10 protein-coding genes are annotated in these 14,736 nt (G+C 46.0%); all 10 read right to left on the bottom strand.

Going from position 1 to position 14,736, the window contains the following annotated elements; genetic code table 11:
* Positions 1-3: 3 nt before the first annotated feature.
* The 10 genes from MJ764_RS03020 to tssH all read right to left on the bottom strand — a co-directional run bounded on the left by MJ764_RS03020 (position 4) and on the right by tssH (position 14,688).
* Positions 4-2,433 carry a type VI secretion system Vgr family protein gene (locus MJ764_RS03020; protein WP_239324484.1) on the bottom strand — a complete coding sequence of 810 codons (2,430 nt, stop codon included), beginning with the start codon at positions 2,431-2,433 and terminating at the stop codon, positions 4-6.
* 571 nt (positions 2,434-3,004) lie between these two features.
* Positions 3,005-7,189, bottom strand: coding sequence for a T6SS phospholipase effector Tle1-like catalytic domain-containing protein (locus tag MJ764_RS03015; protein WP_239324483.1), 4,185 nt, complete (start codon positions 7,187-7,189; stop codon positions 3,005-3,007).
* 18 nt (positions 7,190-7,207) lie between these two features.
* The gene (locus tag MJ764_RS03010) at positions 7,208-7,957 is read right to left on the bottom strand and encodes a DUF3304 domain-containing protein (RefSeq protein WP_239324482.1); all 750 of its coding nucleotides are present in this window, start codon (positions 7,955-7,957) and stop codon (positions 7,208-7,210) included.
* A gap of 108 nt (positions 7,958-8,065) precedes the next feature.
* Positions 8,066-8,305: a hypothetical protein gene (locus MJ764_RS03005; protein WP_239324481.1), complete on the bottom strand. Its 240-nt coding sequence runs from the start codon at positions 8,303-8,305 to the stop codon at positions 8,066-8,068.
* An 18-nt stretch (positions 8,306-8,323) separates the two neighbouring features.
* Positions 8,324-9,073, bottom strand: a complete 750-nt coding sequence (locus MJ764_RS03000; RefSeq protein ID WP_239324480.1) for a DUF3304 domain-containing protein — start codon at positions 9,071-9,073, stop codon at positions 8,324-8,326.
* A 126-nt stretch (positions 9,074-9,199) separates the two neighbouring features.
* Complete coding sequence (locus MJ764_RS02995; protein ID WP_239324479.1) at positions 9,200-9,658, bottom strand: hypothetical protein; 459 nt, start codon at positions 9,656-9,658, stop codon at positions 9,200-9,202.
* A 2-nt stretch (positions 9,659-9,660) separates the two neighbouring features.
* Complete coding sequence (locus MJ764_RS02990) at positions 9,661-9,948, bottom strand: hypothetical protein (protein ID WP_239324478.1); 288 nt, start codon at positions 9,946-9,948, stop codon at positions 9,661-9,663.
* Between the two features lie 126 nt (positions 9,949-10,074).
* The gene (locus MJ764_RS02985) at positions 10,075-10,572 is read right to left on the bottom strand and encodes a DUF3304 domain-containing protein (RefSeq protein ID WP_239324477.1); all 498 of its coding nucleotides are present in this window, start codon (positions 10,570-10,572) and stop codon (positions 10,075-10,077) included.
* Positions 10,536-10,826 carry a hypothetical protein gene (locus MJ764_RS02980; protein ID WP_239324476.1) on the bottom strand — a complete coding sequence of 97 codons (291 nt, stop codon included), beginning with the start codon at positions 10,824-10,826 and terminating at the stop codon, positions 10,536-10,538. Before MJ764_RS02980 ends, MJ764_RS02985 begins: the two co-directional genes overlap by 37 nt.
* A 1,162-nt stretch (positions 10,827-11,988) precedes the next feature.
* A complete protein-coding gene (gene tssH / locus MJ764_RS02975) occupies positions 11,989-14,688 on the bottom strand; it encodes a type VI secretion system ATPase TssH (protein WP_239324475.1) in 2,700 nt (899 codons plus the stop codon).
* Positions 14,689-14,736: the final 48 nt, after the last annotated feature.

Here is a 14,736-nt window from a genome sequence, read left to right as displayed (position 1 = left end):
TATTTATCTTTCTACGATACCAACACCCTGCGCGCGTGCTTTACGCAAACATTCCCGACAAACAGAAGTAGGCAGCTCCGGTAATGGGAAATTACCACCCTGTGGTCCCTGAAACTGGTGATTACCTTTGTACTCAATCGGCCCGGGGCTATACAGACTGATTTTCCCGCCTTTAATTTCGATATAAGCCCCCCCACTGGCCAGCTTGATGCCGCTTTTTGCATTAACCAGTATTTCATCACCCACAGACTGCACAGATATCTTTTTCGCTGCGATAATTTCTACCGCATCGCCATGTGAAGCCAGACGTGCGGTTTTTTTACCGGCAATCAGATTTAAATCTTCAGTTTGTGCAATAACCTGTACAGACTTTACGGCCGTTTGAGTTATATTTTCACCAGCGCCAGTAAATACATCCTTGCCGGCTTGCTGATGAATATCCTCACCAACACTATTAAGAATAGATTTAGGTGATACCTGAGCCAAACCAGCCACAGCACTGGTTAAAATAACCGGTTTTTCCAGATAAGAACAATACTCTCCTAGCTCAGACAGCGTATCCAGATTCGGCTTGAGACGGGTATGCTTGGCGGTAACATCGGCAAGATGGTTAGCCTGATTCAGGGCACCTTTAATTTCATCTACTGCTACCATGCGATCCAGTTGCATACCATTGGCTGCGGTCTGGTCTTCTGTGGTTAGATATAACGCCCGTGCAGAACGCAATGCGCCCCAGCCATCAGTACGCAGCTCAAAGCCCTCACCACGCTTTTCGCGCCCGCTGTCAACCAAATGTCCCAGATTAAGCTGCGTTTTATGGTATTCAGTAGCCATTTTGATGTGTTCATGGCCACTCAGGTCTTCCATGCGGATTTTATTATTTGCCCATGTGCGGATTACATTGCGCGTACGCCATGTATTCGGAATATGGTCTGGCGCAGTACTGGTATGCAACACACCAACAATATACGGCCGATCAGGATCACCATTCTGAAAAGCAAGCTGTACTTCCGTACCTACATGCAACGGAAAATGCTGCCCATACTGGCCACCGGCATAAGGCTTGGCCAAACGGATTGGCCGGCTCTCGCCACCAGGCTGCCAACTATCCATATCCAGATTGAGCTTAACAATGTAGCGCCCCATCTCATCCACCCAGGCATAGGGCCCTTGACCGGCATCACAAATCGTTCCCGGTATGGTACCGTCTATAATCGGATGCTTAATCGGCTCCGAACGCCACTGGCTGTCTGCGGGTATAGCAGTAAATGAATTAAAATAATCTCCGTCACGTGCGCCTGAATGACACACACTCACCAATAACCACTGACGAATAGCACCAATTCTGGCATTGGTAGCAAAGCCCATGGTAAAGCCCGGTGCAAAACCATGCACATTACTTTTGCCAGAGGCAAGAATATGGCGTGATATTGAATGCTCATGCAAAATCCGTGCATATTGCTGCGCCTGTTCTGCATCTTTATGATGAAAAAAACCATATATATAGGGCTGGCCGAATGCAGCCGGCTGCTGTTCGCTAAAACCAGCCTTAGCCACCAAGCTATTATTGGCATCCCGATAGTTGTAATCCTTAATTTGCACGCTTTCATACTGAGCCTTATAGCGTACATGAAATTCGGATACAGAATATTTAGCCGTTAGCCCCTGCGTTAACTGCTGCTTCAGACTATCTTTAATACCCTGTGCAGTTGCGGCAATATCAAAAGAAAGCTGCGCTTCCAGTTTACTTTCAATCCCCTCCTGACCACTTTCGAGCCCGGCATCAGGTTTGAAAGGCAAAGCCTGCTGCCGAAGCTGAATATATTGGCTAACATCATCAGCGACAGTAAAAACTTCATTAGTCGCTGTTTGGGTAAAAGTAAACCATAATCCCTCACGTGCCAGTACCCGTTTGATAAATGCATAATCTGTCTCACGATACTGCATGCGGTGTTCATAACGCGGCAGGCTGCGGGTAGATTTCAAACAGAAATCTTCACTGGCAAAGCCATGATGACGCAGAATTTTTTCAACTATACTTAGTGCCGTTTCATTCTGGAATAACCGTGTTGTGGTAATGCGGTTAAGCAGAGCCAGCCGTGGCACAATGGTAAAGCGGTAGCAGGTTTCGTCTGCACTGGAAGCTACCTGCTCCACACTTTGAATCACACCATACCAGCGCCGGTTTTCAGAATCATCCAGCTCCGGTCGCGATACCGGTATCGATTCAGTCCAGTCGATATCCGGTGCCATTTCAAAGGTAACACGCTGATGAATAAAATCACCCAAGGGTAAATCGGGAGCAATATGCGTTGCCTCAAGCTGCAATACATAATAGTCATCCAGCTTTTCTTCCAGATTGAATCTGCGTACTGAAAACTGGTCAAAAACCGCCAGATTTGCATTCAGTTTCAGATAATAGCGCTGCTGCATGTAATCACCCTTTTTACCAAACCATTTTCATACTCGGTACTGTTACACATACACAGTAAGCAGAAATATTTCCTAGCGACATAAGAAAAATATTTCAGCACAAAGGATACTGAAAGCATATCCTGAACATATCACAACCATTCCAACCTCATGCCTACACTGCGCACAGACCAATTTTCCGTATCACAACCAGCCTTTTTGACATCAAACCAATTGTATTGTAGTGAAATTTGCTATTTGGCCATACAACAATCCCAGCAGCATTCCCATGCCAGCGTACAGCATAATAGTTCCAAATCGCAGTTAAATTCTGAAACATGTTTCCAAGTATTTCACCATGTAAACAATATCAAAATCTAATACACATTTGATTAATTAATTTAATTAAATCCTAAATAATTTTAACATATAACCATTTATTGTGTATTTTAATAAATTTATCAAACCAAATTTGCAACACACGTTAACGCCTCTGTTTCACGTTTTTAGGCATCAAATCAGCATATAGCGTACTGCTAACAGAATTACATCATCCGGCCGGCAAAAGCATCTTCTGCCAGCCATCTGAATTTTAAGCCAGCCAGCTTTCCAGCACCCGAGCCATTAATTGCAGACGGTGTGGCGGCAATGACTGTAATTCTGCCGGTATCTGACCACTGCGCAACTGCTGTAGCAACTGGGTAATTTCAGGCCGGCTGCGGTTGGCAATATTTTCCGGCAGAAATTCATTCAGCTCCAATTCCTGCATACCCAGCCTGTCGAGCGTGGTTCTGCTGATATTGCTGACTGCCTGATCAGCAATATCGCCCTGAGCATTGCGATAAAATACCTGTGCCAGCGTCTGCGGATTATCCTCCCCATTTTGCATCATCGTCATCGCAGTGGCCGTCTGCCGTTGCAGATTCTGCCGGTATTCATTGATTTGCGCACGCAGATAATCAGCCATCGCTTGCGGATTGATATCCGCCAACACCTGCTGGGTGGGCAGGAAACGAACCGGCGCGTTTGCTATGCCCATAGCCGAAGCCAGACTCTGTGGCAGTACACCACCATCAACCAGATTCAGATTTTGACTACCCGCTGGCAGCATATCTAGCTCAGCCAGCAGATTTTGCGCCCGTGCCGCCGCACTACCATCGCCCACCTGATTGGCCGGATCCAGCGTAGCCTGTAACTGCTGTATTTTTGCTTCTACAGTTTTCAGCATACCATCCAACTGCTGCTGCATCACCATTGCCGTTTCGGCACCGCCAGCTTCAGCCATCGAGGCACTGGCTTCATCCGCAGCAGCCATACTGGCTACTTGAGTAGGCGTGCTTGCACCTGCCGTAGCCGCTTCTGCCAATTTGGCCAATTGCTGTTTCTGTTGCAGCAGCAATTCCCTGATTTGTTCCAGATTCTTCAGCGTTTCATTACCGTTTTTGGCAATTTCCTTCATTATCTTGTCAGTAAACTCATTCATATCCCACGGCTGCGCCTGACTCAGCGAATCCTGTAGCTGCTGCATGGCTTGCTGCGATTTTTTCAACATGTCGGTAAGTTTTTTGAGATTTTTGCCATCCATCAACACTTTACCAGTATCAGGATCAATCACAATAGCATCAAAACCATTCTTCAGCTCTTCCAGCGCCTTGTGGTCGGCATCCGTCACAAATAGCTCCGGATTATTCAGCCCCAGCAGAATATAGGCTGGATTGCCATAGCGAATCGACATATAGGCACTGCGGGCAATACCGCTCAGGCCAACCAGATTATTCCGCAACATCAGCGGCGTCAGTGGCTTATTGGAGTATGAACCACTAAATATCAGCCGGTGGGCAAAATAGCTGGTAAACGGCTCGCGGTCTTCCAGCAGCGTATGCATGTATTTCGCGCGCGAATCGTGTATCTGCTCATCAAACAGCTTGGTCACTTCAGGATATTTCGGCGTATAGCCTTCCGGATTATTTTTAATTCTGTCCAGCAGCACTTTCATATCACTGCTATCTTTGGCTTTAAGCCGCTTCCAGATATCCGCACCCAGCGCAAACATATCCTTCCATTGTGCCCCTTTGGCTTTTTTACCGCCCACCGCTTCAGCAGCATCCTGCAATGCCTTGGCGTGTTGCAATTTGTGTTTCAGCACATCAAGGGCAACACCACTAACCACCGCACCTAAATTCATCTTGCTGATTAAATCGCTGAAAATGGACTCATTATCCTTTTTACCGGGTGCTATCGGTGGCGTAGCCCCTACTTTCGGTATATTCGCCGGCTGAGTACCCGTATTCACCGGGTCATCCTTAAAGCCATCATCCTGATTTGGTGGTAGCGGTATCGGTGGTGGCTTTTTATCCGCCTCACCAAAATAAAGGATATCGCCATTGTCGTGAATATCCTTAAACTCTTCTGCCTCATCCTCATTATTCAGCATGTAAATACTGCCAGCAAAAGTTTTCATTAAAAAACCCAGCGACAGAAAAGATTCAAAACGAAACTGATGCAAATAATCGGCCTTGAAATCCCTGGCACTTTCCAGCATATCCCAGCCATCATTGCGCGGGTCGTAATTTTTATTAATCATGCCATTCATAAAATCACCGCGTTTATTTGCCGGAATATTACCCAGCCCGGCCTGCTGCCACAGCTCATCCTCCTTACTTCTGTCTGGCTGCGCCGGTGCCGGCATCCCCCCGCGGCCACCAGTGCCGGCTTTGACCATCTCATTGGCTCGATTGCGCCCCTGGCGAATGATTTGCTCGCGCGCACTCACCTGTGCCGGATTTTCTTTCTCCCCCGCTGTGCCTTTACTCGGGTTGATTTGCAGCCCCAGAAAATCAGCATAGCCGTTTACCCCATCCTTGACCCAGCGCAGAATACGCCAGGCAGTAATATGATGCACCTGCTGGCGCAAATTCTGATCCAGATTATCGGTAATCGACACATCGCGCCAGGCATTGAAACGTTCTACCATTTCCGGCTGCGTTTCAAATTCTTTTGATACATCATTATTCATAATTTCATAATTTTTTAATTTGAATCGCGGCGTTTTCTTCATCTGCGCTGCCAATTGCGGATGGTCAATGGAAACTAACATCGGCATACCATGCCTCCAGCAGCGCGCATACATATCATGCAAAGCAATCTGCGCCACCACATGCCCCATGCCAAAATTACTTTTAAATTGTTCACCCGGCGGATAGCCGCCGCCAATATCGGCATGTACCCCGGGATAGGTGTATTCGCGGAATTCTCCACCGCCACCATGCGGGTAGCCGCCATCAATACAGATGCTTTCCACCGAAAAGCTTTTGCGCTGCTCATGCCCGGCCACAAAGTGATAGCAGTTTTTAACAAAACGTGCTGCCGCAGCACGCTCCAGCGACATGGTGCCATGTGCCCAGCTAAAATGGCCGCTGATCATCGACACCAGTGGCGACATGCCCACATTGGCCACGGTATCAAACAGCCCAGCCATTTCAATACTGATGGGGATGCCGCGCAGCTTCAGATAAATAAATGCCGGCTTACCCGCATTATTCTGCTGAGCAGTGCCGGCGTTGCTCGGCTGCTGCCCACCTTGCGGTGCTTGTCCTGATTGCTGATTGCCACCCTGCGTCGGGTTAGTTTTGTTCTGTGGTGGTTTGGTCGGGCCGCCATTAGCTACTTCTTCCTGCTTTTTAGCTGCATTAATGGCTTCTGTTTCTTTGTCCGGATATTTGCGGTAGTACTGGCGCAGTTTGACACGCTGCTCCTGCCGCTGTTTAAGCAGTTTTTCCAGTTGCTCCCTGGCCTCGGCATTTTCTGGCCGGTCGAGCAGATAATCCAGCAGCCAGTTGATAAAAGTACGCCCTTCGGCAGCACCGCGGGAAAAGCCAATCACATACAGCTTGATGGCTTGTGGCAGCGGTGTATTCCCCGGCGCCGGTACCAGCGCCTCAATAAACTGATCCAACTGGCTTTTCCGCCCAATGCGCGAATCCATGCTTTTAATCATTTTCTGCGCCTCGGTCAGCGCCAGCGGCTTATCGTTGTAGAGTTTACATTGTCCCAGTGTGTCACACAGGCGTGTCAGCGCCCAGTTGATTCGCGCTTGGCCATAGCGGGCAAACGCTTCGCCGGCAAAGCCCGGATTCAGGTCGCCAATTTCTTCAAAACGGGTGCCTACCCCCTGAATATAATGTTTAAACCAGCCATTTTCGATCATATCCGGGTCAAGATTATTTTCTCCGGGCTTACTCTCTGCACCCATACAGGCATGATACAGGCGCGCCACATTGCTGGTGCGCGGATAGGTATAGGCGTCAATCAGCTTGGCCTGTGGTGCTGCCTGAGTGAAGGCTTTTAGCTCCTCTTCACTCGGCGGCTGGGCGCCGGTTACCACTTTATCGGCTTTTTCGTGATTATTGGTGCCGTCAAAGAAAAAGCTGATTTTGAGGATTTTCTGGCATGGCTTGGGCGCATTACGCGCCATGTAAAAGCAATCGCCACGATTTTTCTGAATTTCTTCAATTGAGGCTGGCAAGCGGCCGCCGGGCTCCGTGGGGAATATCTTCGGCTTATGCGTTACCGGCCATTTGAATTCAATACTTTTACCGGGCAATATTTCCCCCAGCGTATCCCCGATGGTTTCTTTAATCTCCTTACCGGTATGTTCCAGCTCTTTGCCCATCTCCTTAATACTGTCGCCGATTTTTTTGATTTGTTTACCTGCTTTATTTACTACCTTGCCCACTGCGTTGTGTTTTTTGCTACCAGATGATTGATTACCAGCCATTTTACGCTCCTTAAAGACTTATTTCTGGCTGCTCACTGGCAGCTTACCTTCGGCTTCTAACTGCTTAATATAGCGTGGCAAGATTATCTGCGGAATTTTTTCCCGCTCTGCCTTGATGGCATCCAGCTTAGCCTTGTTTTTACGGTAATCCGCCATTGATTTAATGCTTGGCCGTGGCGTGCACAGCTTCTGGCTTTCGGCAAACTGTTTCCAGTACTCGCGCTGTTGTCCTTCTTCGATGGTGCCATAGGTGATAAATATCTGGTTGCACGCTAGGAAATGCACGGTGATATTGGCCACCTTGCCAAAATCATCACCGGCCGATGGCGGCGGTGGCGGTAAGGGGATATCGGTGGAGTAGTATTCATTATACTGCTCAATAATATCTAATTCTTTATGATCAAGATTAAAACCCGGCAAATTTAATACTCTTGGTCGCCAGCCCGGATAGGGTAAAAGTTTCCAGGAAATATGCATGGTCATACCCGGTGTCCATTTCGCCCGCAAAGCTGCTGCGCCACAGGTAGCCCCCCCCCCATAGCTCTTTTTACCAACATCATAGTCATCAACGCCATTGGTACCTGGGATACAGCCGCCGCCAATACTGCCACCACTTAAGTTTTCATAATTGTATTCATACGCCTTTACCGGTGCGGCATACATACGGTTTTTACCTGAGCTGATGCCTGCAAACGGTTCAAAACGGCTGGCACAGCCAGCCAGTTGCCAAGCCACCAGCAGCGCCAGCCCTATCCATTTTTTATCCATCTCTTCTGCCTTTCTTATCATTGTTCATGATTAATAATATTTTCAATACTTTCTCTGCTATCATTTTACTTAATATATTAAATTATTTACATTATTATGCGTCAATATTTAGATAATTGTTAATGATGATTTCTGGCTGCTTAATGATGAACACTTTATCGGCTGTTTAGTGATTATTGATGCCGTCAAAGAAAAAGCTGATTTTAAGGATTTTCTGGCATGGCTTGGGCGCATTACGCGCCATGTAAAAGCAATCACCACGATTTTTTTGATTTGTTTACCTGCTTTATTTACTACCTTGCCCACTGCGTTGTGTTTTTTGCTACCAGATGATTGATTACCAGCCATTTTACGCTCCTTAAAGACTTATTTCTGGTTGCTCACTGGCAGCTTACCTTCGGCTTCTAACTGCTTGATATAGCGTGGCAAGATTATCTGCGGAATTTTTTCCCGCTCTGCCTTGATGGCATCCAGCTTAGCCTTGTTTTTACGGTAATCCGCCATTGATTTAATGCTTGGCCGTGGCGTGCACAGTTTCTGGCTTTCGGCAAATTGTTTCCAGTACTCGCGCTGTTGCCCTTCTTCTATGGTGCCATAGGTGATAAATATCTGGTTGCACGCTAGGAAATGTACCGTGATATTGGCCACTTCGCCAAAATCATCACCGGCTGATGGCGGCGGCGGGGGTAAGGGAATATCTGTAGAATAGTATTCATTATAACTATCAATAATTCGCTCTTCTGCTTGATCTACATTTAATCCTGGTAAATTTAATACTCTAGGTCGCCAGCCCGGATAGGGTAAAAGTTTCCAGGAAATATGCATGGTCATACCCGGCGTCCATTTTGCCCGCAAAGCTGCTGCGCCACAGGTAGCCCCCCCCCCATAGCTCTTTTTACCAACATCATAGTCATCTATTCCCGGCGTTTTCGGAATACAGCCGCCGCCAATACTGCCACCACTTAAGTTTTCATAATTGTATTCATACGCCTTTACCGGCGCGGCATACATACGGTTTTTACCCGTGCTGATGCCTGCAAACGGCTCAAAACGGCTGGCACAGCCAGTCAGTTGCCAAGCCGCCAGCAGCACCAGCCCTATCCATTTTTTATCCATCTCTTCTGCCTTTCTTATCATTTTTCATGATTAGTAATATTTTCAATGCTTTCTCTGCTGTCATTTTACTTAATAGATTAAATTATTTACATTGTTATGCGTCAATATTTAGATAAGTGTTAATTATTATTTTTGGCTGCTTACTGGCAGCTTACCTTCGGCTTCTAACTGCTTGATATAGCGTGGCAAGATTATCTGCGGAATTTTTTCCCGCTCCGCCTTAATGGCATCCAGCTTAGCCTTGTTTTTCCGATAATCCGCCATCGATTTAATGCTTGGCCGTGGCGTGCACAGTTTCTGGCTCTCGGCAAACTGTTTCCAGTACTCGCGCTGTTGCCCTTCTTCTATGGTGCCATAGGTGATAAATATCTGGTTGCACGCTAGGAAATGTACCGTGATATTGGCCACTTCGCCAAAATCATCACCGGCCGATGGCGGCGGTGGCGGTAAGGGAATATCGGTAGAGTAGTATTCATCATATTGATCAATAATATTTGCTTCTTTACGATCAATAACTAGTCCTGGTAAATTTAAAATTTTTGCACGCCAACCCGGATAAGGAAATACTGTCCAAGAAATATGCATGGTCATACCCGGTGTCCATTTCGCCCGTAACGCCGCTGCACCACAAGTAGCCCCCCCCCATAGCGCTTTTTACCAACATCATAGTCATCAACGCCATTGGTACCTGGGATACAGCCGCCGCCAATACTACCGCCATCCATATTTTCATAATTGTACTCATATGCCTCTACCGGCGCGGCATACATACGGTTTTTACCCGTGCTGATGCCCGCAAACGGCTCAAAACGGCTGGCACAGCCAGTCAGTTGCCAAGCCGCCAGCAGCACCAGCCCTATCCATTTTTTATCCATCTCTTCTGCCTTTCTTATCATTTTTCATGATTAGTAATATTTTCAATACTTTCTCTACTGTCATTTTACTTAATATATTAAATTATTTACATTGTTATGCGTCAATATTTAGATAACTGTTAATTATTATTTTTGGCTGCTTACTGGCAGCTTACCTTCGGCTTCTAACTGCTTGATATAGCGTGGCAAGATTATCTGCGGAATTTTTTCCCGCTCCGCCTTAATGGCATCCAGCTTAGCCTTGTTTTTACGGTAATCCGCCATTGATTTAATGCTTGGCCGTGGCGTGCACAGTTTCTGGCTTTCGGCAAACTGTTTCCAGTACTCGCGCTGTTGCCCTTCTTCTATGGTGCCATAGGTGATAAATATCTGGTTGCATGCTAAGAAATGCACGGTGATATTGGCCACCTTGCCAAAATCATCACCGGCTGATGGCGGCGGCGGAGGTAAGGGGATATCGGTGGAGTAATATTCATTATAACTATCAATAATTCGCTCTTCTGCTTGATCTACATTTAATCCTGGCAAATTTAGCACCCTAGGTCGCCAGCCTGGATAGGGTAAAAGTTTCCAGGAAATATGCATGGTCATACCCGGCGTCCATTTTGCCCGCAAAGCTGCCACTCCACAGCTCCCTCCCCCCCCCCATAGCTTTTTTTACCGACTTCATAGTCATCTATTCCCGGTGTTCTCGGAATACAGCCGCCGCCAATACTGCCACCACTTAAGTTTTCATAATTGTATTCATACGCCTCTACCGGCGCGGCATACATACGGTTTTTACCTGAGCTGATGCCTGCAAACGGCTCAAAACGGCTGGCACAGCCAGTCAGTTGCCAAGCCGCCAGCAGCACCAGCCCTATCCATTTTTTATCCATCTCTTCTGCCTTTCATTTGAATATTAGGTAATTATTTGATTTCAATAATATATAACATTAACTCATTATTTATTCAGTAAGCCTGAATCACTGTTACCGATAATGGCTGAAGCCATTATTATTTTGATTGTTTAAGTACAGTTTATTGTGGTGTTTGGTCATATTATTTCAATTTGCAATATATTCTGGTGATCATTCCATACGTCAATTATGCAGCGAATAAAGAGTAGAAAGCTTATATCCTGCATTTTCGATTGATTAAATTAATCTGAGGGAGTATCAAGCCTTGTAAGTCGCGTAAGGGAGTTAATCTTGAAAAAGATGGCTATTATTGCAGCCAGCAAACGACATAAAATCAGTTGGTGTTGATACATTAACTGCCCCTGCTATGAAATAGTTAAAGTCAATGTGAAAAATTACGCTGAATTAAGCAGAATTTTCTGATAGATGTTTACTTTAGGGAAACTATTTTATTATTTTATATATATTAGTAATGATAATATGTGATGGGAAAGATAATTATATTTATTAGCAACAATGTTTTTAATCTTCTGCTTGTTACATAATTCAATCGGTAAGAAATTCTAAGATTAGCATTAATGTAAACTATATGGTGGTAATGCTGTCTTATCAGGCTATATGCAGGCATAAAAACAGCCAGTGCGACACAGGGAGAAAGTGCACTGGCTAAAATTTGACGTATGTCAAAGGATAAATTTTATTATTATTGCGGTCATAAAGCTGTATATTAGGGAAATAAACATACAGATTAATTGCTTAATATAACAGTAATTTACTTTAAGTTAATTGGAAATAGATTAACGCAGGCATTGTTTTAAATATATGATTTATATGTAAATTTATATTATCAACACTGTTGCATATCTGGTAACACATTTTTATTATCTTTTTGTCTATGGGTGGTTATTTGCTCATTTTTCTGTTTATGTATTTCTGGGCAATCTTTTCGTGTATTTCAAAATGAGATAATAATTTTTTGGTTTATGATTTATATGGTATACCAGATATCAATACTTGGATATTTTGAACTAATCATCCTGTTTTTCGGATATTTTTATGCATTTGGTATTAATAGCCGTATAATTATGGGCAGACAACTAGTTATTGCTGTCTGCCCATAGTTTTTGCTGGGAATAATTGTTTATTCTGGTTGATTTTCGCTATCTGCTTCTATGGTTGCTTCTGTTGCTGTGGCCATTGGTTCTTCACTTAGGGTGATAACTACACCCTGTTCGTTTAAATCAAGATGTATATAGGCACTATTCTGTCCCTGTTGTTTTTCCATTAGCAGTTGTTTGGCCAGTTCGGGCACAATTTGCTGTTGCAGCATCTGCTCAAAATAGCGTACGCCCAAATCATGACCAGCTGTTGTTTGTGCCAGTGCTGCAACCAGCGCATTGCTATACTGGCAGGTAACAGCAAACTGTACGGCAATTTTGGCGGCAATGCGGTTAAGCTGCTGGCGAATAATAATTTGCATGTCGGCTGCCGATAATGGGCGGAAAGCCAATACATTCATGCGTCCGAGCAAAGCCGGTGCAAGCACTTCTCGGATGGGCTGGTCTACCAGCTCCAGCCGGGCTGGCAAATCTGCATCAGGTGCATTTTGCAGGGCTTCGCTGCCGAGATTGGAAGTCATGAGCAGGATAGTGTTTTTGAAGTTGATGATGCGCCCTTCGCCATCACGCATGATGCCCTGGTCAAATACTTGATAAAAAATATTGAGCACATCTGGATGCGCTTTTTCAATTTCATCCAGCAATACTACTGAGTACGGGCGTTTTCGTACGGCTTCGGTGAGAACGCCGCCTTTGCCATAGCCTACATAGCCCGGAGGGGCGCCTTTAAGCTGAGCGACAGTGTGTGCTTCCTGATATTCAGACATGTTGATGGTAATCATGGTGTCTTCGCTGCCAAACAGTGATCTGGCTAAGGCTTTGGCTGTTCTGGTTTTGCCTACGCCGGAAGTACCGGTTAGCAGAAATACGCCAAGCGGCTTGTTGGCTTCGCCCAAGCCAGCTTTCTGGGTACGGATATGGTTAACAATGCTGTTAACGCTGTCTTCCTGACCAATGATTTCGCTGTTAAGTTGTTCAGACAAGGTCATGAGGCGGGCGATTTCATCATCCAGCATGCGGCCGGCAGGAATGCCTGTCCATTCGCTGATAACGCTGGCAATTACTTGCTGATCTACGTCTAGGCTGATGTTTTGCTGCACTTGCTGAAAAGACTGGTTATGTGCATGTAAACTGCTCTTGTCTGCACTTTGGGTGCGTGCATCCAGCACAGCCTGCGCGGCTTTCTGTTCCTGAACAAATTTTTGTTTTTCCTCTTCTATTTGCTGATCCAGTTGTTGTAGCTGTTGCTGGCATTGCTGCATACGTTCGCTATCGATGCTGTGTCCGAGCTGGCTATCCTGTTGCAGGCGTTCGATTTCTTCTTTAAGGGCGCTGTGCAGGGAGATTTGTTTAATCAGGTTTAATGGCAAGGTTTGTAGGCCAAGTCTGACTTTGGCAGCCGCTGTATCAAGTAAATCAATGGCTTTGTCTGGAAGCTGGCGATCTGGCAGGTAACGGCGAGACAAGGTAACGGCGGCCTTGATGGCCTCATCCTTGATGTGCACCTGATGATGTTCGGCATATAATCTGGCAATGCCGCGCAGCATCTGGCAGGCTTTTTCATCGTCGGGCTCGTCTACTTTAACTGGCTGGAAACGGCGCTCAAGGGCGGCATCGGTTTCAAAATACTGTTTGTATTCTGACCAGGTGGTTGCGGCTATGGTACGCAACTGGCCACGGGCAAGTGCCGGTTTAAGCAGATTGGCTGCATCAGAACCACCAGCCTGATTACCGGCACCGATAATGGTGTGTGCTTCGTCAATAAACAGGATGGTAGGTTCTGGTGCATGCTGAATGGCTTCGATTACGGTTTTCAGGCGCTGTTCAAATTCGCCTTTCAGGCCGGAACCAGCCTGTAATAGCCCCATGTCCAGAGCCAGTATATGGGTGTTTTTCAGATGGCTGCCGACTTCATCATGGGCAATTTTAAGTGCCAGTCCCTCAACCAGTGCGGTTTTGCCAACTCCGGGCTCGCCTACTAGTATTGGGTTATTTTTACGCCGGCGGCTAAGGATATCTTCTATCTGGCTAATTTCTTCATCGCGCCCGAAAATAGCATCTATATGTCCTTCTCTGGCTCTCTGGGTTAGATTGATGGTGAAACGCGACAGTGCTTCCAGTTCAGCCGGGGATTGTTTGTCCTGTAGTTTGCTGCTATTGAGTGCTGTATGCGCAATATCAGCTTCGGCCGATTCTGCTGTTGTACGGGCTATATCTGTATCTGGGGTAAAGATGCTATCGTTTTGGGTGTTTGCTTCAACTGAATATTTATCGAGCCAGCGTCCGGCTTCAGCCAGTTGTCCGGCTCTGAAAATCAGTAATTGCCACAGGTCGGTAAGGGTAAAGATGCTGGGAATTTTCTGGATGGCTTCAAGCAGATGTAATGAACGAACTTCTTCCTGCCCGTGTTCAATTGAGGCCAGCATCCATGCCTGTTCAATCCATTTTAGTAATGCACGCGATAATTCTGGTTTTTGTGGTATACGCTGCCATGGTAATTTGTCTAGTCCGGTGAGCAGGTCATCCCACAGGCGGTTAATGTTGATTTCATTCTGACGCAATAAGAGATTCAGGTCGTTATTATCGGTTTCAAGCAGTTTGACAAGAAAATGTTCAGGCAATATTTCCTGATGACCGCGGCTCAGACAGAAGTTGGCGGCTTCGTTTAGTGCTCTGGCACAATTTTCATTGAGTTTTCTTAGTAATTGCATTGAATCTTTCATTGCGGCTCCAGCAGATACTTAAAAAGGCGCACATATTGGTGCGCCTCG

It is taken from the genome of Snodgrassella gandavensis, assembly GCF_914768025.1.
GTDB lineage: Bacteria > Pseudomonadota > Gammaproteobacteria > Burkholderiales > Neisseriaceae > Snodgrassella > Snodgrassella gandavensis.
This window is presented reverse-complemented; position numbering and strand designations above follow the sequence as displayed.